Annotated in this window: 13 protein-coding genes; 9 read left to right on the top strand and 4 right to left on the bottom strand. The window is 55.6% G+C overall.

Features of this window, described 5'->3' with window-relative positions; translation table 11 throughout:
• The first annotated feature begins 328 nt into the window (after nucleotides 1-328).
• The 6 genes from K7H21_RS17885 to K7H21_RS17860 all read left to right on the top strand — a co-directional run bounded on the left by K7H21_RS17885 (nucleotide 329) and on the right by K7H21_RS17860 (nucleotide 18,369).
• Nucleotides 329-9,100: a BapA/Bap/LapF family prefix-like domain-containing protein gene (locus K7H21_RS17885; protein WP_223035262.1), complete on the top strand. Its 8,772-nt coding sequence runs from the start codon at nucleotides 329-331 to the stop codon at nucleotides 9,098-9,100.
• Between the two features lie 170 nt (nucleotides 9,101-9,270).
• The gene (locus tag K7H21_RS17880; RefSeq protein ID WP_004131040.1) at nucleotides 9,271-10,707 is read left to right on the top strand and encodes a TolC family outer membrane protein; all 1,437 of its coding nucleotides are present in this window, start codon (nucleotides 9,271-9,273) and stop codon (nucleotides 10,705-10,707) included.
• On the top strand, nucleotides 10,704-12,851 hold the full coding sequence (locus tag K7H21_RS17875; RefSeq protein ID WP_004131041.1) for a type I secretion system permease/ATPase: 2,148 nt from the start codon (nucleotides 10,704-10,706) through the stop codon (nucleotides 12,849-12,851). The genes K7H21_RS17880 and K7H21_RS17875 overlap by 4 nt, the downstream gene beginning before the upstream one ends.
• On the top strand, nucleotides 12,848-14,053 hold the full coding sequence (locus tag K7H21_RS17870; protein WP_049114989.1) for an HlyD family efflux transporter periplasmic adaptor subunit: 1,206 nt from the start codon (nucleotides 12,848-12,850) through the stop codon (nucleotides 14,051-14,053). The genes K7H21_RS17875 and K7H21_RS17870 overlap by 4 nt, the downstream gene beginning before the upstream one ends.
• 197 nt (nucleotides 14,054-14,250) lie before the next feature.
• Nucleotides 14,251-17,394, top strand: coding sequence for a glycosyltransferase (locus K7H21_RS17865; RefSeq protein ID WP_112165318.1), 3,144 nt, complete (start codon nucleotides 14,251-14,253; stop codon nucleotides 17,392-17,394).
• A gap of 42 nt (nucleotides 17,395-17,436) precedes the next feature.
• Entirely contained in the window at nucleotides 17,437-18,369 is a 933-nt protein-coding gene (locus K7H21_RS17860) for a hypothetical protein (RefSeq protein ID WP_004131052.1), read from the top strand.
• 35 nt (nucleotides 18,370-18,404) lie between these two features.
• Here the strand turns inward: K7H21_RS17860 and hspQ are convergent, their stop codons facing one another.
• Both hspQ and rlmI read right to left on the bottom strand, forming a co-directional pair.
• A complete protein-coding gene (gene hspQ / locus K7H21_RS17855) occupies nucleotides 18,405-18,722 on the bottom strand; it encodes a heat shock protein HspQ (RefSeq protein WP_004131053.1) in 318 nt (105 codons plus the stop codon).
• A 60-nt stretch (nucleotides 18,723-18,782) separates the two neighbouring features.
• Nucleotides 18,783-19,985, bottom strand: a complete 1,203-nt coding sequence (gene rlmI / locus K7H21_RS17850; RefSeq protein ID WP_004131054.1) for a 23S rRNA (cytosine(1962)-C(5))-methyltransferase RlmI — start codon at nucleotides 19,983-19,985, stop codon at nucleotides 18,783-18,785.
• Nucleotides 19,986-20,176: 191 nt separating this feature from the next.
• Here rlmI and K7H21_RS17845 point away from each other — a divergent pair, with 191 nt between their 5' ends.
• The 3 genes from K7H21_RS17845 to yccX are packed head-to-tail and all read left to right on the top strand — an operon-like array spanning nucleotide 20,177 to nucleotide 21,868.
• Entirely contained in the window at nucleotides 20,177-20,731 is a 555-nt protein-coding gene (locus K7H21_RS17845) for a YbhB/YbcL family Raf kinase inhibitor-like protein (RefSeq protein WP_004131055.1), read from the top strand.
• A 15-nt stretch (nucleotides 20,732-20,746) separates the two neighbouring features.
• On the top strand, nucleotides 20,747-21,535 hold the full coding sequence (locus K7H21_RS17840; protein ID WP_004131056.1) for a helix-turn-helix transcriptional regulator: 789 nt from the start codon (nucleotides 20,747-20,749) through the stop codon (nucleotides 21,533-21,535).
• A 51-nt stretch (nucleotides 21,536-21,586) separates the two neighbouring features.
• Nucleotides 21,587-21,868: an acylphosphatase gene (gene yccX / locus K7H21_RS17835; RefSeq protein ID WP_004131057.1), complete on the top strand. Its 282-nt coding sequence runs from the start codon at nucleotides 21,587-21,589 to the stop codon at nucleotides 21,866-21,868.
• On the opposite strand, the gene tusE is transcribed toward yccX, so the two are convergent.
• Together tusE and yccA are read right to left on the bottom strand one after the other, a co-directional pair.
• Nucleotides 21,865-22,194, bottom strand: coding sequence for a sulfurtransferase TusE (gene tusE / locus K7H21_RS17830; RefSeq protein WP_004131058.1), 330 nt, complete (start codon nucleotides 22,192-22,194; stop codon nucleotides 21,865-21,867). The genes yccX and tusE overlap by 4 nt on opposite strands.
• A gap of 89 nt (nucleotides 22,195-22,283) precedes the next feature.
• Nucleotides 22,284-22,943, bottom strand: coding sequence for an FtsH protease modulator YccA (yccA, locus tag K7H21_RS17825; protein WP_004100829.1), 660 nt, complete (start codon nucleotides 22,941-22,943; stop codon nucleotides 22,284-22,286).
• Nucleotides 22,944-22,991: the final 48 nt, after the last annotated feature.

Genomic DNA, 22,991 nt, shown 5'->3' with positions numbered 1-22,991 from the left:
GTGTGATTTTTATGATTAATATCACGGAAATTTTTCACCTGGTACTTAAATGGAGGTTTAACAATATGAGAAATGTATTATCCATGATTTTATCTTCATTGTAATAACCGTGAGTAACGATTTTAATTATAGCCTTAATTAACATTTAAAAATGTAATCTTATTATTTTAAGTTATTGTAATTTAATGTTTTTTATTTATTTCAGAATGTAATGTTTCTGTTTTTATTTAACCTTGCGGGGCGCCAGGAACTGGTATATCTAATAAGGTGCATAATTAAGAATTATCTCATACCTCTGACTGCGTCTTCATCTCAAGGGTGCAACCTGATGAAAAATATAAATGTGACAGTGAAAGAAACAGGTGTTGAATACACCGTTGATGGCAATCAAATTAATCTCAATACGCAGTCAGTGGTTGTCCTGCACGTTAAGCGTGAGGATATAAGTTCGTATACCCGCCAAGGTAATGATCTTGTTCTAAAACTCCATAACGGTGACACCGTTACAATTAAAAACTTTTTCGTTGTGGATGAACATGGACAGCACAGTGATTTGGTTCTTATGGATGATGACACTGGCGCATTATGGTGGTTGGAAGGAGCGGGTACTGATGGAGCACACTATTCGCTAATTAGCGATCTCTCTGAAGTCATTGCGACCGGTGGCGCAGGACAAAGTATTGCTGGTTGGGTCATGGCGGGCGCAGCTTTGCTGGGCATTGCGGCGATGTTCGCCGGCACCTCAAACAAAGACCACCACTCTTCGGTTTCTGAAAGCGATTCAGATGCTGACAGTGATTCAGACTCCGACAGTGATACGGATGCTGACAGCGATTCGGATAGTGATTCCGATTCTGACAGTGATTCCGACTCGGATTCAGATTCGGATAGTGATTCAGATGCTGACAGCGACGCGGATAGTGATTCTGATGCTGACAGCGACTCCGATACTGATACCGAGCTACCCACCGCGGCACAGAACATAGCAGTCATTGACAATGTGGGCCCCATCACTGGTGTGCTGCATTCTGGAGATGTCACTGACGATACGACCCCAGAGATTAAAGGGACGGCAGAAGCTGGGGCAACAATAACGATTTATGACGGAGATACCATACTGGGTTCTGTCGTCGCGGATGAAAATGGCAACTGGAGCTTCACGTTACCGGAGCTGAGCGAGGGGTCTCATAGCCTGAGCGCGACGGTGACGGACAAAGCCGGCAACGTCAGCGAGCGTTCGCCGGCGTTTGAGCTGACGATAGATACCACTGCGCCCGCTGCCAGCATTCCGCAGGTAACTGACAATGTTGCAGAGCACACCGGCCAGCTGCAGAGTGGGGATCTGACCAACGATGCGACGCCCACTCTGAACGGCACGGCGGAAGCGGGAGCCACGGTGACGATCTATGACGGCGACACAGTGTTGGGCACAGTGGTTGCCGGCGAGGATGGACGCTGGAGCTTCACGCCAGATAGTCTGGACGAAGGCACCCACAGCCTGAGTACTACGGTAACGGACAAAGCCGGGAACGTCAGTGAAAGTTCGCCGGCGTTTGAGCTGACGGTAGACACTATAGTGGACCCGGTTAGCGATCTGCAGGTAACTGATAATGCAGGAGAAGACACGGGCACGCTGAACAGCGGTAGCGTAACGGATGATGATACGCCAACCCTGAGTGGCACGGCGGAAGCGGGTGCCACGGTCACAATTTATGACGGTGATACCGTACTGGGCACCGCAATTGCGGGTGTTGACGGGAACTGGAGCTTTACTCCTGAAGCACTGGAGGAAGGATCCCATAGCCTGAGCACCACGGTGACCGATCTGGCCGGCAACGTCAGCGGACGATCCCCGATATTTATATTAACTGTCGATCTTACCGATGACACCGACTCCGACAGTGATTCGGACTCCGACAGTGATTCTGATTCGGACAGCGACTCGGATAGCGACAGTGACTCCGATTCGGACAGCGATTCTGATAGCGACAGCGACTCCGACTCTGACAGCGACTCCGATTCTGACAGTGACTCCGATTCCGACAGCGACTCCGATTCTGACAGCGACTCTGACTCCGACAGCGATTCTGACTCTGACAGTGACTCGGACTCCGACAGCGACTCTGACTCCGACAGTGACTCCGATTCCGACAGTGATTCGGATTCCGACAGTGATTCTGATTCTGACAGCGATTCGGATTCTGACAGTGATTCGGACTCAGACAGCGACTCGGATTCCGACAGTGACTCCGACTCCGACAGCGATTCGGACTCCGACAGTGATTCAGATTCGGACAGCGATTCAGACTCTGATAGCGATTCGGATTCCGACAGCGATTCGGACTCTGACAGCGACTCCGATTCTGACAGCGACTCAGATTCCGACAGCGATTCGGATTCCGATAGCGATTCGGACTCGGACAGCGACTCGGATTCTGACAGCGACTCGGATTCTGACAGCGATTCGGACTCTGACAGCGACTCGGATAGCGACAGTGACTCCGATTCCGACAGTGATTCAGATTCTGACAGCGATTCGGATTCAGACAGTGACTCGGACTCCGACAGCGACTCGGACTCTGACAGTGACTCGGACTCCGACAGTGACTCGGATTCAGACAGCGATTCGGATTCTGACAGCGACTCCGATTCTGACAGCGATTCCGATTCTGACAGCGACTCCGATTCTGACAGCGATTCGGACTCTGACAGCGACTCGGATAGCGACAGCGACTCGGATTCCGACAGTGATGCTGACTCTGACAGTGATTCAGATTCGGACAGCGATTCAGACTCTGATAGCGATTCGGATTCCGACAGCGATTCGGACTCTGACAGCGACTCCGATTCTGACAGCGACTCAGATTCCGACAGCGATTCGGATTCCGATAGCGATTCGGACTCGGACAGCGACTCGGATTCTGACAGCGATTCGGACTCTGACAGCGACTCGGATAGCGACAGTGACTCCGATTCCGACAGTGATTCAGATTCTGACAGCGATTCGGATTCAGACAGTGACTCGGACTCCGACAGCGACTCGGACTCTGACAGTGACTCCGATTCCGACAGTGATTCAGACTCTGACAGCGACTCCGACTCGGACAGCGACTCGGACTCCGACAGTGACTCGGATTCAGACAGCGATTCGGATTCTGACAGCGACTCCGATTCTGACAGCGATTCCGATTCTGACAGCGACTCCGATTCTGACAGTGATTCCGACTCTGACAGCGATTCGGACTCTGACAGCGACTCGGATAGCGACAGTGACTCCGATTCCGACAGTGATTCAGATTCTGACAGCGATTCGGATTCTGACAGCGACTCGGACTCCGACAGTGATTCGGACTCTGACAGTGATTCGGACTCTGACAGCGACTCCGACTCTGACAGCGATTCGGACTCCGACAGTGACTCCGATTCCGACAGCGACTCCGATTCTGACAGCGATTCCGATTCTGACAGCGACTCCGATTCTGACAGTGATTCCGACTCTGACAGCGATTCGGACTCTGACAGCGACTCGGATAGCGACAGTGACTCCGATTCCGACAGTGATTCAGATTCTGACAGCGATTCGGATTCTGACAGCGACTCGGACTCCGACAGTGATTCGGACTCTGACAGTGATTCGGACTCTGACAGCGACTCCGACTCTGACAGCGATTCGGACTCCGACAGTGACTCCGATTCCGACAGCGACTCCGATTCTGACAGCGATTCAGACTCCGACAGCGACTCTGATGCTGACAGCGACTCGGATAGCGACAGCGATTCCGACTCCGACAGTGATTCTGACTCTGACAGCGATTCTGATTCCGACAGCGACTCCGACTCGGACAGCGATTCGGATTCCGACAGTGATTCGGACAGCGATTCCGACTCTGACAGCGACTCGGACTCCGACAGCGACTCGGACTCTGACAGTGACTCGGACTCCGACAGCGACTCGGATTCTGACAGCGACTCGGACTCTGACAGCGATTCCGATTCCGACAGTGATTCTGATTCGGACAGCGACTCGGATAGCGACAGCGACTCCGATTCTGACAGCGACTCGGACTCCGACAGCGATTCTGACTCTGACAGCGATTCCGATTCTGACAGTGACTCCGATTCCGACAGTGATTCTGACTCTGACAGCGATTCGGACTCCGACAGTGACTCCGATTCTGACAGCGACTCTGACTCGGACAGCGATTCCGACTCTGACAGCGACTCGGATGCTGACAGCGATTCCGATTCTGACAGTGATTCTGACTCTGACAGCGATTCCGATTCTGACAGCGATTCGGACTCTGACAGTGACTCGGACTCCGACAGCGACTCGGACTCTGACAGCGACTCGGACTCCGACAGCGACTCCGATTCGGACAGTGATTCAGATTCCGACAGCGACTCGGACTCTGACAGTGATTCCGATTCTGACAGCGATTCAGACTCCGACAGCGACTCCGATTCTGACAGTGATTCGGACTCCGACAGCGATTCCGACTCCGACAGTGATTCGGATTCAGACAGTGACTCGGATTCCGATAGTGACTCGGATTCCGATAGTGACTCGGATTCTGACAGTGACTCGGATTCCGACAGTGATTCCGACTCTGACAGCGATTCCGATTCCGACAGTGATTCTGACTCTGACAGCGATTCGGACTCTGACAGTGACTCGGACTCCGACAGCGACTCGGATTCCGATAGCGACTCGGACTCTGACAGCGACTCGGATATTCCGCAGGCCAACGCGGATACCAATACCGCACTGATATCTGAGAACCATGACAATCTCGATGGTGTAAACGGTACGATTACCCAGTTGACTGGCGTGAACTTGCTTGGCGTGGTTGATGTTTCGCTGCTTAGCGGCAACAACTTTGACTTTACCGTCGCGAGTGGAACGACTCAGGATGTGGTGCTGGATATTTCCGGCGGGACAACGCTGAGTTCGGCGGCACTGATCAATACGCTGCTGCTTCTGCTGGGCGGTACCGATACCTTCCAGGCCGATCTCGCGGTGGTGAATACGGCGACCGGTGAAGTGGTTGCGTTGGCGTCGAATGCGGTGACTATCACGGCGGGAGGCGTCAGCCTGGATTACAGCGGCGGCGCCAGCTTCAGCGATCTGCCGGAAGGTAACTATACGGTGGTGATCTCGTCGCCGACGAATACCGGACTGCTGCCGACGCTGGTGAACTTCCTGGCAAATATCAGCGTAGTGACTGCGGTGGATGTTGCGGTAACCGACTCCGTAGGATACGAATCCGCGATTATCAGCGGTAACGTCCTGCAGACGGATGCTGGCGGGGATGTTGGTGATATTGGTACGGGTATTACCGTGACCAGCATCATCGCGACTTCGGTGCCGGGGGCAGCGGCGGAAACGGTTAGCTCAGGTGGAACGATCGTTGAGGGCGCCTACGGTACGCTGGTGATCTATGCCGATGGTTCTTACACCTATCATGCGACCGGGGACGCTGATTCTGTCGGTCAAACGGAGGTCTTTACCTACACCATTACGGATGCGGATGGCGATACGGCTACCACGACGCTGACTATCAATATTGGTCTTGCTGATGATACGGATAGCGATGCGGATTCCGACAGCGACTCCGACTCTGACAGCGATTCCGACTCCGACAGCGACTCCGACTCTGACAGCGATTCCGACTCCGACAGTGACTCGGATTCCGACAGTGATTCTGATTCGGACAGCGATTCAGACTCTGACAGCGACTCGGATTCCGATAGCGACTCCGATTCGGACAGTGATTCTGATTCCGACAGCGACTCGGATTCGGACAGCGATGCTGACTCTGACAGTGACTCGGATTCCGATAGCGACTCCGATTCGGACAGTGATTCTGATTCCGACAGCGACTCCGACTCTGACAGCGATTCCGACTCCGACAGTGACTCGGATTCCGACAGTGATTCTGATTCGGACAGCGATTCTGACTCTGACAGTGACTCCGATTCCGATAGCGATTCGGATTCAGACAGTGATTCGGATAGCGACAGCGACTCGGACTCGGACAGCGATTCTGACTCTGACAGTGACTCCGATTCCGATAGCGATTCGGATTCCGATAGCGACTCCGATTCAGACAGTGATTCGGATAGCGACAGCGACTCGGATTCCGATAGCGATATCGAGGCCATCCCCGATAGCAACAGCCCGGACGTTGTCGCGCTGGAAGGTAACCTGAACAACGTCAGCGGTACCAGCGGCCAACTGGTTGGCCTGACGTTACTCAGCACCGTCGATGTCTCGCTGCTGTCGGGCAATAATCTGCGCTTTAGCGTGGGTTCCGGAACCGTTGAGGATATGACGGTATCGGTGAACGGCAACTCGCTGCTGACGGCGAGCGGATTGCTGACCACTATCGTCAACCTGCTGGGGGCAGGAAGTACCCTGACAGCCGATCTGTCGGTGGTAAATACGGCCACCGGCGAAGTCGTGGCGATTGCCGAAAACAGCGTCAATATCTCGGCGAGCCTGCTTGGCGGACTCTCCTATAACGGCACGGTCTCCTTCGCCAATCTGCCGGCGGGTGACTACACCATGATTATCTCTGCGCCGGAAAGTAACGGCCCCCTGGTATCGTTGATCAACGCGCTGGCGGCGGCCCAGGTGGCAAGCTTTGTCAACGTGGACGTGACGGATTCCGTTGGCTATAGCGTCGGCGCCATTGAAGGTAACGTGCTGGATACCACCGCCAGCGGCGATATGCAGGATAGCGGTCAGGGCATCTCGGTCACCAGTGCGGTCTCGGACTCCGTCGACGGATCGACCCCGGTTACCGTGACCAGCGCTGGCGTCAATATCACCGGGGCTTATGGGGTACTGACGATTCACTCTGATGGCAGCTATAGCTACCAGTTGACCAAAGGCGGGGCCGCTATCGGTCAATCGGATGTCTTTAGCTATACCATTACCGATGAAGCGGGCAATACCTCGACGACTAACCTGACGATTAATATCGGCGGCAACATCGAACCGGCGCAGGCCAATCCGGATGCTCAGGAAACGGATCTGACCGCGACGTTCGATACGCTCAACGGAGAAAGCGGTACCGTTGGCCAACTTGTCGGCGTCTCGTTACTCGGTTCCGTCAACGTTGGTTTGCTCAACGGCAATAGTTTTGACTTTGATGTCGCCGCCGGCGCGAACGAAAAAGTGCTGCTCACTGTCTCGGGGAGCACTGGCCTGAGCCTGGGCGCGGCCCTGAGCACGTTGCTGAGCCTGCTGGGCGGCGCATCGTCCTTTACGGCGGATCTCTCAATCGTCGATAAGGCGACCGGCGAAGTGGTGCAGGTTCTGACCAACGCCGTCAATATTAATGTTGACGGACTGGGTCTCAGCCTGGACTACAGCGGCGGCGGCTGGTCCTCAATGTTACCTTCAGGATCGTACACGGCGGTGGTCTCTTCACCGAATACCGGCGGCCTGTTGGGCGCGTTGCTGGACCTGAACCTGGGCACCTTTATCAACGTGTCGGTCACCGACTCTGAGGGCTATCACACCGACAGCCTGACGGGTAACGTCCTGCAAAGCGATGGCGACGGCGATGTGGCGGACACCGGGGTAAATATTAAGGTGACCAGCGTTACCGCCACCTCGGTAACCGACGCCGATCCGGTGGCGGTCACCAGCAGCGGAACGACGATAGCCGGTGCCTGGGGATCGCTGACCATCCATAGCGACGGTAGCTATACCTATCAGCCTTATGGCGGAGTGAATAGCGTCGGCCAATCGGAAGTCTTTACCTACACCATAACCGACAGTCTGGGCCACACGGCGAGCACGACGCTGACGTTCGATATCGACAGCCCGGCTTCGCTGGCGGTGAATGACGTGGTTGCGCTGAACGTGGCAACGGCGCTGGCAACGGTGAATGTTCCAGCGATTGACACCTCTGGACTGAACACAAGCGGTAAGTCGAGCGGGAGCGGAGTATCAGCGAGTAAGTTGATTAACTTTAGCGTGGGAGCCGATCGTGAAATGGATACCCTCTCGGTGAAAGTGAACTACACCGCGAGTGGCTCGGTGGTCAACACCGTCAGGATTGACAGCACGGTCAGCATTTATCACGTGCTCACCGATGGCAGTAAGGTCCTGGTATGGCAAGGGACGCCGACAGAAAATTTGACCACGATTATAGGCGCAACAGCTAGCGCTACGGATACGCTAACGTTAACGGGTGTGGCATTGAGTGAAGGAAATTACGAGATGGTCCTGGCTTCGAAAGCCACCGCCACTCTGGATACTTTCTTAACGCCAGCGCCGAATTATACGGTTGGAGCTTCTATCGCCGGTACAACGTTCGACACCGCCACCCACTATACGGTGGCCGGAACCAACGTCAGCGGGAATATCCAGAACGGAAACAATTCAGGCGGTACGGAAGATTTCCATGGCGTACTGTATGCCTCATACACCGTCGCCGGACATACTTCCACTGGCAGTGCCGAATCCTGGACCTTCAACAGTAATGGCAGTATCACCACCAGCAACGGTAGCGCAGTAACCGGAAGCAGCGTCACAATTTACGGTGACTATGGCACCCTGACGATGGCGAATAATGGTTCTTATACCTACAGTCTGAAGGCAGGGATGGATGTGTCGACAATCACGCACAAGGAGGTGTTCGCCTACACGGTAAACGACAGCAATGGCGTTTCTTCCGCGGCGACGCTGACCATCGATCTGCATCCGCAGATGACCGGCAGCGTGAACGGCGACGATGTCCACAGCACCGCTTATGACGATACCTTCACCCTGGGTATCGGGGCCGACACGGTGGTTTACAACCTGCTGGCCGATGACAATACCGGCGGTAACGGCAGCGATACCTGGAAGGATTTCTCGGTTGCGCAAGGGGATCATATCGATGTGTCTGCGCTGCTGGTTGACTGGGATGGGAACAGCAGCAGCCTGGGCAACTATGTGACCCTGAGCTACGTTGGCAATAACACGGTGGTATCCATCGACCGCGACGGCGGGGCCGGAGACCATCAATCAACAACCTTAATTACGCTGGAAGGGGTGCATATCAATTCGCTCAACGAGCTGATTGATACGAATAACTCCAACTAACTGGCGTTATAACGCTGACGGCGCAGGGAAGCGCCGTCGAGGTTATTTCATTGCGGAGGAATGAATCGGTCAGTGAACCGGGAGATAGCCGACTATCATTTAATAAAAATAATGATGCGGGAATGATTATATCCGTTTTTTCAGTACGTGTTTTCTGAAGGGTAAATTTGATGCGTCTATTTAAACAAAAAAGGAATGTCATAACCTGCGGCTATACAGCCCTCTTTATTTCTTTCAATCCGGCATTTTCTGCTCATGCGGAAAATTCATATTTAATGCCGAATGATATTAGCAGCCAGCGCTTAACTGATAGCCAACAGGTCGCGGGGTATAATGAGGATATTATTAATAGCCAAAGCCGAATATCCGGCCCGTTGGATATTAAAAAAGCGGTAAAGAATGCGGTGAACTGGCATCCGTCTATAACCCAGGAGGTGAGTAAACTCCAGGAGATGGCGCAGAAAGTCGACGTGGCGAAAGCCAAATATTACCCGCAAGTTAGTGCGGGTATGAATAATGGTTATAGTAATACCTATTCTGATGCCGGATATACGCCATCGCTGGTGGTGTCGGTATCGCAAATGCTGTACGACTTCGGCAAAGTGTCCAGCTCGGTCAGAGCCGCAGACTCCGGCGTTGCCCAACAGCAGGCTACCGTCATGCTGAGCATCGATCAGGTCGCTCATGACACCGCGGCGGCGGTAGTCCAGGTTCAGGGCTATCAGAAGCTGGTGGAAATCGCCAAAGCGCAGGTCAATTCGCTCAAACAGATTGGCGATCTTATTCGCCAGCGCAACGATGCGGGGGCGTCGTCTTTATCGGACGTCGTGCAGACCGATACCCGCGTGGAAGGCGCACAATCCACGCTCCTGCAATATCAGGCGGCCCTTGAGCGCTGGAAAGCCACGCTCGCGACCTACATTGGCATCGGCGGAATCGCCACGGTAACGGATGACGTCCCGCAGGGGATGGATGCCGCCTGCGCGGTAGCCAAAATCGATTATCGCTCAGTGCCTGCGGTATTAGCGGCGCTGGCCCAGGCCGGTCAGGCGCAGGCGCAGCTGGATAACGCCAATGCGCAAATGCTGCCGACGATTTCCCTTGAGCCGGAAGTTACCCACTACCTCAACGATAACTACGCCAACAGCGCGGTGCTCAATAAAACGCAATATTCCGCCTGGGTTAAAGTACAGATGCCCATCTATCAGGGCGGGGCGATGACCGCCTCCCGCGACGCCGCCCAGCAAAGCCTGGCGGCGGCGAATGCGGCGATCAAAACCGCGCAGCTGGACGCCAGCCAGAAACTTAACGCCTCGCGCGATGAAGCGGTTAATCTGGCTCAGTCGTTGGGTATTCAAAAGCGCCAGCAGCAGCTGGGCGAACAAACCCGGGCGCTGTATCAGGATCAGTACCTTCAGCTCGGTTCGCGCCCGCTGCTGGATCTGCTCAACGTCGATCAGGAAATTTACCAGGCCAGATTTAGCCAGGTCCTGACGGAATCGCAACTGCGCTCCCTGGAGCTGGACTGCCTGTTCAGCACCGGCAAGATGCGCACGGTGTTCGCGCTGGAAAAACAAAATATCCAGGGCGTGGAGATCCGCCCATGACCTCACAAGATGAACGCGCCGGGATACCGCATCTGATCGACTGGTCCAATGCGATAGCCTTTATTGCCAACCACTATCGACAAAGCTTTTCGCCCGGAACGCTGCATGCCGCCGCCGAATGGGCGACGCAGAAAACCCTGCCGGAGGCGCTCCGGCACCTGGCGCGCCACGCCGGGCTAAACTGCCAGTTTTTATCCGCCGCCGATCAGAAAATGTCGGCCTGGCGGCTACCGCTAGTCATCCAGCTTCGCGACGGCCAAATCGCCGTGGTTGAAAGCGTTGACGTCAATAACGCCGTCGGGGTGCGGTTTGTGAAGGAGCTCGCGCTGCTCAGCTACTGCCCGCTGGAAACCCTGCTGCCGGAAATTGAAAAGACCATTGCTTTTCGCCCGGCGGCGCCGGAAAGGGATATTCGCACCGAGAGCTATCTGGCCCGTTTTCAGCCGGATTGGCTGCGCAAAATTGTGCTGAAAGATATTCGCCCCTATATGCACGTGATGCTGGCGTCTTTTGCGATAAACGTTCTTGCGCTGAGCGGTATTCTGTTTTCGATGCAGGTTTACGATCGGGTGATCCCGGCGCAGTCTTATCCCACGCTTTATGTTCTGTTCAGCGGCGTATTGCTGGCGGCGGTCTTTGCTTTTGTGCTGAAAATTATGCGCGGGCACGTCACGGATCTGCTCGGCAAACGCGGGGATATTCGCGTTTCTGACCGGGTCTTCGGCCACGCGCTGCGCCTGAAAAACAGCGCCGTGCCGCGCTCGACGGGGAGCTTTATTTCGCAAATCCGCGAGCTGGAGCAGGTGCGAGAAATGATGACCTCGACGATGATGACCATCGTGGCGGATTTACCGTTCTTTCTCCTGTTTCAGGTGGTGCTGTTTATTGTCTCGCCGTGGCTAAGCTGGATTGCGCCGGTGGCGACGGTCCTGATGATCCTCCCCGGCCTGCTTTTGCAGCGCAAGCTGGCGGCGCTGGCCAATAAAAACCAGCACGAAAATACCTTGCGTAACGCCATCCTGGTGGAAAGCATCCAGGGATTGCAGGACATCAAAATGATGCAGGCGGAAAGCCGTTTCTTGCATCAGTGGAATAGCTATATCGCGATTACCGCCGAGTCAGGGGTCAAAACGCGCAGGCTCACCCACGGCCTTGTCAGCTGGGGAATGTCGGTGCAAAACCTGCTGTACGCCACGGTGGTGGTGGTCGGTGCGCCGCTGGTAATTAATGGCGACATCACCACCGGGGCGATGGTGGCGGCATCGATGCTATCGACCCGCATGGTGGCGCCGATGACCGCGCTGTGCGGGGTACTTGCGCGCTGGCAGCAGGTGAAAACGGCGAAGGCCAGCCTCGATACGCTGATGGCGCTGCCGGTCGAAGGGGGGCAGGACGAACCTCGGGTTCATCGCGCCGTGCTGCACGGCAACTACGAGTTCCGCCAGGCGGAATTCCGCTATGGCCTTAACGACGCCGCCATCCCGCTGCGGATTAACCAACTGTCGATAAAAGCCGGGGAGAGAATCGCTATTCTTGGACGAATCGGCGCCGGTAAATCGACCTTACTGCAGGCGATGATGGGCAACATCGAGCTGGTCTCCGGCGAGCTGCGGCTGGATGATTTAAGCCTGCCGCAGATCGACCTCGCGGATATTCGCCGCAACGCCACCTTGCTGACCCAGGAAGCACGGCTGTTTCACGGCACCCTGCGCGAGAACCTGATCCTCGGGCGTCCGGCGGCGACGGATGATGAAATTTTCTCGGTGCTTACCCTGTGCGGCGCGCTGGAGTTCGTGCGCAAACTGCCCCTTGGTCTTGAACACGTCGTTATGGAAGGCGGACTGGGGCTGTCAGGCGGCCAGCGGCAGTCGCTGCTGCTGGCCAGAACGCTGCTGCGCGATCCGAACATTATCCTGCTCGATGAACCGACCTCGTTTTTCGACGAGCGAACGGAAAAAGCTTTTGTGGAACAGCTGGCGCAGTGGGCCGGTGAGAGAACGATGATTATCGCCACGCACAAAGCGGCGGTGCTCAATATCGTTGATCGGATCCTGGTTATCCAGGACGGGCAGCTGGCGCTGGATAAACCCAAAGCGACGGTCTTTGAACAAGAGAAAGCCCGCGGCCAGGTGGTGAATATATGAGTAAATTTCCCCTGCTGGCCGACAATGACCCGGTGGCGCTGCTGCCGGAGAGCGAACAAGACGAAGCGCAGATCGTAAAATCGCGACGGCTGATTCTCCTGCTGACCGTGATGCTGCTGGTGGGCGGCGTCTGGGCATGGTTCGCGGTACTGGACGAAGTCTCAACGGGCACCGGGAAAGTGATCCCCAGCTCCCGCGAGCAGGTGATACAAACCCTCGACGGCGGTATTTTAACCGAGCTGAACGTACGGGAAGGCAGCAAGGTACAAGCCGGACAGGTCGTGGCCCGTCTCGACCCCACCCGCAGCGAATCTAATGTCGGCGAAAGCCAGGCGAAATATCGCGCCTCGCTGGCGGCGAGCATTCGTTTAACTGCCGAAGTCAACAATCAGCCGCTGGCGTTTCCCGACTCCCTGAAAGCCTGGCCCGCGCTGCTGGCGGAAGAGACTCGCCTCTACCATAGCCGCAAGGAGCAGTTGAGCAAATCGACGCGCCAACTGGATGAATCGCTAAAACTGGTCAATAGCGAACTGGCCATCACCGAAAGGCTGGCGAAAACCGGAGCGGCGAGCAATGTTGAAGTGCTACGTCTTCGCCAACAGGTCGCGGATATTAGCTTTAAAAAGATTGATCTTAATACCCGCTATTTTGTTGACGCACGTGAACAGCTGTCAAAAGCCAATGCCGACGTGGCCAGCCTGGCGGAAGTGATTAAAGGCCGCGCCGATTCGGTCACGCGCTTAACCGTTCGTTCGCCGGTTCAGGGGATCGTAAAAAATATCAAGGTCAACACCATTGGTGGGGTTATTGCGCCGAACGGCGAGCTGATGGAAATTGTTCCGGTAGATGGCCGATTATTAATTGAAGCGCGGATTTCACCGCGCGATATCGCTTTTATTCATCCTGACCAGCAGGCGCTGGTGAAAATTACCGCCTATGATTATGCCATCTATGGCGCGCTTAACGGCGTGGTGGAAACCATATCGCCGGATACGACCCAGGACGAAGCTAAACCCGATATTTACTACTATCGGGTGTTTATTCGTACTGACTACGATTACCTGGAAAATAAAAGCGGTAAGCGCTTTTTAATCGGCCCGGGAATGATTGCCACCGTTGATATTAAGACCGGGGAAAAAACGGTCATGGATTATCTGGTCAAACCGTTTAATCGGGCAAAAGAAGCATTAAGGGAACGTTAATCAATGTGCGAGCTCCTTATCGGCTACTGGTCACCGCCGTTTGCGGTCCGGTAGCCCGGACAAGACGCGTCGAGCGCCGCCTCCGGGGAGTGTGCCGGGCAGAGACATCGCCGCAATATCTAAAACCGGTTTGTTTGCAGTCTCTGATAATAATTTTTAAACATTCAACGCATTCTTGAATAAACGGAGAGGGAAAGATGGCGCTAAGTGACTTACTGCAACAAGCCTGCTTTCAGGCGAAAAAATTAAAATCCACCGTATTGCCCTCTGACTATCCGGCATGGGTCATTTTCTTTAGCGTCAGCGATGGAAAATCACGCGCGCATACTCATATCTCCAGCGGAACCAGCTTCGATCTCGCGTGGCTGGCAGGGGCCAGAGCGCTACAGGAGTGGCGTAAAAAACAGGACAGCGAACCGCAGTGGTTACGGATTGACCTCGTGGACAGCGTTGAAAAGCTCAGCTGGCAATCCCTCAACGAAAAATTCATGGTCACCAAGCGTAACTATTTTCGCTTTGGCCTTGCGTTTGATCCGCAGTTTAATTGCGCAATGCTTGAGCAGGAAATTACCGGTAACGCGCTGCTCTACGACGGGGATAACGGCGTCGTGGCGCCGAATAGCGTCAATCTGGAAAACTATGCCCAGCGGCGGTTTAAGCAGACGCTGAGCTGGCCGCAAGATCCGCAGCAGCCGCTCTGGCGTTTTAAAACCCAGGGCGTCTTCTGCGATCGTTTTGGGACAAAAGTGATTGAACATACCGGACGGGGTTCCGGCTATCGCGTCATTGGGGAAGAGTGGCAGGACGAGTGCCTCGCCGAGGTGATTAAAAAAGGCACCGATTATCTGGCCCGTCAGGTAAAGCAAGATGGCCTCTACCATTATGGCTGGTTTCCCTGTTTCGATCGTCCGGTCCGCTCCTATAACGCGCTGCGCCATGCCAGCTCGACCTATTCGCTGATCGAGGGCTGGGAGGCGACGCGTCAGTCGTCGGTTCGTCAGGCGATAGACCGCGCGATTGCGTACCTGGTTAACACGCTGATTGAAGTACGGACGCTGGACGATGGCCGCGAGGCGGCGTTTCTCTGCGACGTGGGCGATGAGATCAAGCTCGGCGGCAACGCCGTCAGCATCCTGGCGCTGGTGAAATACACCGAAACGACCGGAGACCGGCAATATCTGCCGCTGATGGCGCAGTTGGCGACCGGCATTGCCTTTATGCAGGATCCGCTCAGCGGCCAGTTTGTTCATGTATTAAATAGCCGCGATCTGTCGCTAAAAGCCAAATTCCGCATCATTTATTACGATGGCGAAGCGGCTTTTGCCCTGATGCGCCTGTACGGCCTGACCAACGCGCCGCAGTGGCTGGAGATGGTGGAAAAAGCCTTCGCCTATTTCATTAAAAATAAACACTGGCAGCATCACGACCACTGGCTGAGCTACTGCGTGAATGAATTAACCCGCTTTCGCCCGCAAGAGAAGTACTTTCGCTTTGGCCTGAACAACGTGCGCGATCATCTTGATTTCGTGCTGCATCGCGTCACCACCTATCCCACGCTGCTGGAATTAATGATGGCGGCGTCTGAAATGGTGACCCGCCTGGACGCCTCGCCCGAGCATCGCCATCTGCTGGCGGATTTTGACCAGCAGAAGTTCTGGCAGGCGCTGGAGGCCCGCGCCCGCTATCTGCTGAACGGCTTTTTCTGGCCCGAGCTGGCGATGTTCTTTAAAAATCCCGCGCGGATCGTCAACAGCTTCTTTATTCGCCATCACAGCTACCGCGTGCGAATCGATGACGTCGAGCACTATCTTTCCGGCTTTATCGCCTACCAGAAATACCATTTAGCGGCAAAAAAGCCGCCGCTCCAGCAGGACGACGCGCCGCCGGCGAATAGCGCGACCCCCGTGTTTCTGCTGGAGACCCTGCGTGACGTCGGCAACGGTATTGAGGTGGCGGCCATGCGCAGGGCGAAGCTGTTCACCGAACATCTGGGCACCGTACCCTGGCTGATTACCGCGACGTGGAATCCCGAACTCTCCACGGCGGTTAAGGCGCTGAAAGCCCGCGGCGCACTGCCCGAAGAGGTGCCGGTTTATAACCTGTATACGTGGCTAAGCGATTGTCTTGAGATGAATGCGATCTCTGCGCTGGCGCCGCTGGTGGGCAATATCGAGCTCAGGCATGCCGTGAATCCCACCGCGGATCTACCGGTGGGTAAACACAACTTCCTGCTGCGTCCGCAGGGGAGAATCATCGAAGACTATATTGATCGCGCCGGCAATATTCTGCTGCGCAAAAGCTTTGACGAAAAAAAAGGCAACGTGCAGCTAAGCCATCTTGAAATCGCTCTGGCGGGAGGGGAGGTCAAACGCTTTGCTCAGGAAGAGGCGTTTTATGCGTGGATGCTGGAAACCCGGCTGGCGGAAAAAGGGCGCTGGCACTTTATCGTCGATAAAAATAAAACGTGGAAAAGCTTCGTCTGCTCACGGCCCGCCCAGCGTATGGCATGCACGCTGAGCGCGATTATTCACTCCCATCATCAGTTGTCTAACGGGGCGCTGAAAAGCTCATACCGGCATATCCTGGAACAGCCGGAACTCGTAGACCAGCTGATTGTCCTGACTGATGAACAGTGGCAGGACCTGCAGCAGGAGGGATTTCCGGCCGCCCGGATGGCGGTGATCCCCAACCATCTTGATAACGGCGCTATACCGGCGAATCCGCAGAAGACGCCTTCGCAAACGGTCATTTACCTGGCGCGCTACTCGGAAGAGAAACAGCACGCTTTACTGCTGAGCGCGTTTCGTCAGGTCGTGAAGGCGATCCCTGACGCGCAGCTGCACACTTATGGGGTAGGGCCGCTGCGACGCGGCTTAAGCGCGCAGGTCGCGGAGTGGGGGCTGGAGCATGCGATCCATATCAACGGTTTCACCTCCGACATCGCGCTGGCACACAAGACGGCCTGCTGCACGGTGCTTTGTTCGACTCAGGAGGGGCAGTCCATTTCCGCCGTCGAGGCGATGGCATACGGTACGCCGTTAATTAGCTTCGCCATTAAATATGGCCCGCGCGACATCCTGCAGGACCGGCAGGCGGGAATTCTGGTGCCATGCGGCGATGAGGACGCGCTGGCGGCGGCGATGATCAAGGTCATCTCCGACCAGACGCTACAGCAAAGTATGCAGCAGGCCGCGCTGCGCAACGCGCAACGTTACTACGCCAGCGCGATCGCCGGACGCTGGGCGGCGTGGCGGCAGGCAAGCGAACGTCTGCTGGATACCGGAACGGAGCAGGCGAGCGGGCTGGAAAAAAAGCGTCATCAGGCGGCTAAGGTTGGATAACCATCAGCGCCTTTTCCCTTTGCCCGGCCCCCTGGAGCGGCGATGAGGCGAGTCATCACGCTGCTGCTGGCGTCCTGCTGCAGTTCGCCGCTGTTGGCCAGCGATATCGTGCAGGTTTCGCGCTGCGTTCCCGGCTCCCTGCTTCATGAGCACCGCCTGGAAAAAACGCACGTGGTGGATGACTTTCACATTTACTACAGCCTGCAGGGCAAAGATGCCCTGCGATATCCGCAGGATAGTACCGGCGATGGCGTGCCGGACGTCATAAAAGATATTGGTCGTCAGCTACAGGCGGCGCAATATCTCTACACCTCGCTGCTGGGCCTGCGCTCGCCGCTACGGCAGAAAATTTATGCCCAGGCCCGACAGATTAACCTCTATCTGCTGGCGCTACCTAAAGGTCATGGCCTGGCCTTCGATCGCGTGGCGGCAGAAACGATGAGCGATGGAACGGCGCTGCCCTGCGGCTTAAAAATTGTCCTCAACGCCGGGCTGCAACCCGCGCGCAACGTTACGCCAGCCCATGAATTATTCCATTTATACCAGTATGGTTACGCGGTTTTTAAACAGAAATGGTACCTGGAGGGTATGGCGCGCTGGATGGAAAATGCCTTCAGACCCGCTGAGAAAAGAATCGCGCCGTCAGCTGAACTTCCTGCTTGCGAGAGTAACTTTTCTCGTGGCTATAATGCGGCGGCCTTCTGGGCTAGCTACGCACAGCACGCTTTCCCGGCGATAATCTTGCCGAATAAGGTGCTGGCATATCGCTATGTTGATGGCAGCCCGGTGTTTAAACTCCAGTCGCTGCCAGGGGGAGAGATGCTGCGGCCATTTTTTCAACAGTTAGCGCAAAGCAGTGCAGGTATTTCCCGCGAAATGAAGCTGGCTAATACCCGCTGGACTGAGAAACAGCAGCGTGACGGACAGTTCAACAGTCTGATTTGCCAGGCCCTGGCAGATACCGTAATAAAATGACAGGTAATAAAAAACCCGCAGCGCGGGTTTTTAGATCAGTTACGCAGCCTTGGAGCCTGAAGCTGCTGACGGATCGTTCTCGCCAGCTCATCCATTGAAGGTTGTTCAGGGTGTTCGTCGCTGGGCTCGCTGCTTAGCTGCGCTTCTGCAAGATAAGTGTGAATCGGCTGGCCATCATCGTCCTCCATCACCACGTGGTACCAGGGCGCAAGACGCAGTTCGTCGTTAGCGGCGATCTCGTCCTCTTCCGGCTCCGTGAGCGAGTACTCTGGATCGACATCGACGATCACGCCCAGGTAGCCCAGAAGCGTGTGGCGAACTTGTTGGCCGATACCGAATTTGCTGGCTATCATAAGCACCTCCCGGGAGACATGATTACCTGCTATATGCGGGCCGATTCTCCATTTTTCAAGTTACATGATGCGGCAAGCAAACCCTTTCAGATACAGCCCTTCCGGGTAGGTTGCTATCACCGGATGATCGGCAGCCTGGCGGAACTGTTCTATAAATTGTACATCACGTCCGGCATCCAGGGCGGCATCGGCAACGATTTTCTGAAATAAATCGGTAGTCATCAGGCCGGAACAGGAGAAGGTCAGCAGTACGCCGCCGGGATTCAACAGCTGAATCGCCAGCATGTTGATGTCCTTATAGCCGCGGCAGGCGCCCATCAGCTGGCTTTTATTTTCCACAAACTTCGGCGGATCCATTACGATAACATCGAACTTTTCCCCGGCGTCGCGATATTTACGCAGCAGCTTGAAGACGTCGTCGCGGATGAACTCCGCTTTTGACAGATCCAGCTTATTCAGCTCAACGTTCTGTCTGGCGACGTCCAGCGCCTCCTGGGAGGTATCAACGCTGACAACCTGGCGGCAGCCGCCCATCAGCGCGGAGATGGCAAAACCGCCGGTATAGGAGAAGCAGTTCAGCACGCGCTTATCGGCGACGTAGCGACGCGTCGCCAGACGGCTGTCGCGCTGGTCAAGGTAATAGCCGGTTTTATGGCCGCCCTGAATGTCTACCAGCAGCTGCATACCGTGCTCGGTAATCGGCAGCAGGGCAGGCGGCAGCTCGCCGACAACCGGCCCCTGCGCCAGCTCCAGCCCCTCTTTTTTACGCACCGCAACGTCGCTACGATCGTAGATAGCGCAGTTCGGGAACAGCGTTTGCAGCGCGCTAACAATCGACGCCCGCTGGTATTCGGCACCGGCGCTCAGCAGCTGCAGAACAAAAAAGTCGCCAAAACGGTCGATGGTCACGCCCGGCAGACCGTCGGATTCACCGGCTATCAGGCGATAGCTATCAAGCCCGTCGCGTGCCGCCAGCCACTCGCGCCAGGTTTGCGCCTGCTGAAGACGACGCTCAAAAAAGGCGTTATCAATGGCTTCATCGCGATCGAAGCTCCAGACGCGGGCGCGGATCTGCGAAGACGGCGAATAGGCGCCGCGGGCCAGCCATTTTCCCTGCGAATCAACGATATCGATGGTCTCACCTGAACGGGCTTTACCTTCCATCCGGGCGACGGCGCCGGAGAAAATCCACGGATGGCGACGCAGCAGGGATTTCTCGCGTCCTTTGGTTAACACTAAGCGGGGGAAAATGGAGTCTGTCATGGGGCTACCTTTAAGCAACGGGAATGTCGGCACCGAAAAAATGGCGCGTAGGTTAGCACAAGTGGCTGAGGCAAGCACCATTCCACCGGTATCGACAGGTGAGCGTTTCGGCACAAAACGCAGGCGCTTTGGCACAATAAAAATCACGCCGGGATCTTACAGTATTTCCTCACCTGACGGAGGAAAATACGATGAAAACAGGATTGAAATTCGCTGCCGCGATAATGGTCATGATAAGTGGAACGGCGATTGCCGCGCCGTTTAGCGTCAGCAGCGCGGATATGCGCGACGGCCAGACGCTGGCGCAGACGCACTGGTTTGGCGGTTTTGGCTGCACCGGCGGCAATATCTCACCGCAAATCGCCTGGCAAAATGCCCCGGCAGGGACCCGCAGTTTCGCGGTGACCGCTTACGATCCTGATGCGCCGACCGGGAGCGGCTGGTGGCACTGGACGGTGGTGAATATTGCCCAACAGGTGACAAGCATAGCCGCTGGCGCCGGAGACAAAAATAACGCTAAACTGCCTGCCGGGGCGGTACAGGGGCGCAATGACTTTGGCTATGCGGGCTTTGGCGGTGCGTGTCCGCCGGCCGGGGATAAACCGCATCGCTACCGCTTTACGGTATGGGCGCTGGATACCCCGACGCTGCCCATTGATGGCGACGCCAGCGGGGCGTTAGTCGGTTTTATGTTGCATAGCCATGCCATCGCCAGCGCGCAGATAACGGCGATGGCCGGAAGATAAAATAAGGGCAGCCTGATGCGGAACATCAATTTTCACCATAACGCGTTAACGGCGGCGGAAATTACCACCCGACGATTATGCAAATTGCACCGCGTCACGCTGTTCTCACCTGCGATCTGCCGGGTAAACCGCGGCAGCAAAGTGATTGTACAGGGCGTCAGCGAGATGCTGGCAACGCCGCAGCAGCTGATTATTTTGCCCGCCGAGGTTGAGCTCGAGGTGATTAATCAGCCGGAAAACGGACTGTTTTGCTCCGATCTGCTCTCATTAACTCCGGAACTGCTGGCGGATTTTAAGAATCGCTATATGAGCGAACCGCAGGCTGGCCGCCTGACGTCGCTTTGCGCGCCGCTGGGGGCGGAACTGTCGTTTATGTGGCAAAGCGTGCTGCAGGCGGTACGGGAGGGGCTCAGCGGCGAACTGCAGCATCATCAGGCAATGGGACTGCTGCTGGCGCTGTATCAGGCCGGATACGCCGGACCGCTGCTCAACGAACGGCGCGAAGACATAACCGGCCAGGTCAGGCAAATTATTATGCTGTCGCCTGGCGATGCGTGGAGCGTAGCGAAAGTGGCTAAGATGCTGTTTCTGGGGGAGTCGACGCTGCGCCGCCGTTTGCAGCTGGAGTCCCGCAGTTTCCGCCAGATCGTGGAAGAGGTCCGTATGGCCTACGCGCTGGGGCAATTACAGTCGACGTCGCGACCTATTGGCGACATTGCGCAAAGCAGCGGCTACCTGTCAGGCTCGCGCTTTAGCGCCCGTTTTCGCCAGCACTATGGATTATTACCTAAGCATGTACGCTGACGGAATTTGCTATCCTCTGTAGTGAGTCATTGTCCGGAAAGGAGAGAGAATATGGCAACGGTTTGCACGATGGCGTGGGTATACGGCTCCGTTCAGGGCGTCGGGTTTCGCTATTCGACCCAGCGCGAGGCGCTGCAGCTTGGATTAACCGGATACGCACGCAATCTCGACGACGGCGGCGTGGAAGTGCTGGCCTGCGGAGAGGCTGAACAGGTGGAGAAGCTTATCGCCTGGCTGAAAGCCGGCGGGCCGCGCAGCGCTCGAGTTGACAGGGTTCTGACCGAGCCCCATCAGCCCACCAGAGAGTGGCAAAAATTCGCCATTTTGTATTAGATGCACTTTACCGGCTTGGGCAGACCGGCGATTTTTGTCGCCTGCTTAGCCGGGCCTTTCGGAAACAGGCGGTAGAGATAGCGGCTGTTGCCTTTTTCTTCGCCGAACTTGTTCGCCATCGCCTTCACCAGCATACGAATCGCCGGTGAGGTGTTGAATTCCAGATAAAAGTCGCGCACAAAGCGCACCACTTCCCAGTGTTCAACGGAAAGGCTGATGCCCTCCTGCTCGGCGATAACGGCCGCCATCGCTTCGTTCCACTGGGTTGTGTCCTTCAGATAGCCTTCGCTATCGGTCTCTATTTCATTACCGTCAAAGATAAACATGATTCTTCACATACCGCTGAAAATGGCGGCAGTGTAGCAAAAAATAAGGCCCCGCATAAGCGGGGCCTCAGAACAACCGGGGGAGAGAATTAGTCTCTGCTGGCGAAGCCAAGGATGCTCAGCAGGCTGACGAAGATGTTGTACAGCGAGACGTACAGGCTAACGGTCGCGCGGATGTAGTTGGTTTCACCGCCGCGGATGATATTGCTGGTCTCAAACAGAATCGCGCCTGAAGAGATGAGGATAAACACCGCGCTGATGGCCAGATGCAGGGCCGGCAGCTGCAGGAAAATGTTGGCGACCATACCGATCAGCACGACCACCACGCCCGCCATCAGCATGCCGCCGAGGAAGGACATATCTTTACGGGTGGTCAGCACGTAGGCCGAGCAGCAGAAGAACACCAGTGCGGTACCGCCCAGCGCCAGGCCGATTAAGTCTCCCATGCCCGCAGACAGGTAGGCGTTAAGCATTGGCCCCAGGATATAGCCCAGAAAACCGGTAAAGGCGAACGCGGAAATGATACCCGTTGGCTTATTCGCCGTTTTATAGGTCAGGAACATCAGGCCGTACATACCGACCAGCGTCAGAATCAGACCCGGAGAAGGCAGCATCAACACGGTGCTGGCCGTCGCCGTAATGGCCGAAAATGCCAGCGTCAGGCTAAGCAGGAAATAGGTGTTCCGCAGAACTTTGTGCGTGCTAAGCAGCGATGAACGGTCACGCGACGATGTAATGATACGATCCATGAGTCACTCTCTTATGACAGATGTAATTAATAACGAAGCATAAAAAAA

This window comes from Klebsiella sp. CTHL.F3a, from assembly GCF_019890895.1.
GTDB lineage: Bacteria > Pseudomonadota > Gammaproteobacteria > Enterobacterales > Enterobacteriaceae > Klebsiella > Klebsiella grimontii.
The sequence above is the reverse complement of the archived record's forward strand: the minus strand, read 5'-3'. Positions and strand labels throughout refer to the sequence as shown.

Coding starts and splice junctions, on each gene's coding strand:
- K7H21_RS17885 (WP_223035262.1), top strand. CDS start 329: ATGAAAAATATAAATGTGACAGTGAAAGAAACAGGTGTTGAATACACC.
- K7H21_RS17880 (WP_004131040.1), top strand. CDS start 9,271: ATGCGTCTATTTAAACAAAAAAGGAATGTCATAACCTGCGGCTATACA.
- K7H21_RS17875 (WP_004131041.1), top strand. CDS start 10,704: ATGACCTCACAAGATGAACGCGCCGGGATACCGCATCTGATCGACTGG.
- K7H21_RS17870 (WP_049114989.1), top strand. CDS start 12,848: ATGAGTAAATTTCCCCTGCTGGCCGACAATGACCCGGTGGCGCTGCTG.
- K7H21_RS17865 (WP_112165318.1), top strand. CDS start 14,251: ATGGCGCTAAGTGACTTACTGCAACAAGCCTGCTTTCAGGCGAAAAAA.
- K7H21_RS17860 (WP_004131052.1), top strand. CDS start 17,437: ATGAGGCGAGTCATCACGCTGCTGCTGGCGTCCTGCTGCAGTTCGCCG.
- hspQ (WP_004131053.1), bottom strand. CDS start 18,722: ATGATAGCCAGCAAATTCGGTATCGGCCAACAAGTTCGCCACACGCTT.
- rlmI (WP_004131054.1), bottom strand. CDS start 19,985: ATGACAGACTCCATTTTCCCCCGCTTAGTGTTAACCAAAGGACGCGAG.
- K7H21_RS17845 (WP_004131055.1), top strand. CDS start 20,177: ATGAAAACAGGATTGAAATTCGCTGCCGCGATAATGGTCATGATAAGT.
- K7H21_RS17840 (WP_004131056.1), top strand. CDS start 20,747: ATGCGGAACATCAATTTTCACCATAACGCGTTAACGGCGGCGGAAATT.
- yccX (WP_004131057.1), top strand. CDS start 21,587: ATGGCAACGGTTTGCACGATGGCGTGGGTATACGGCTCCGTTCAGGGC.
- tusE (WP_004131058.1), bottom strand. CDS start 22,194: ATGTTTATCTTTGACGGTAATGAAATAGAGACCGATAGCGAAGGCTAT.
- yccA (WP_004100829.1), bottom strand. CDS start 22,943: ATGGATCGTATCATTACATCGTCGCGTGACCGTTCATCGCTGCTTAGC.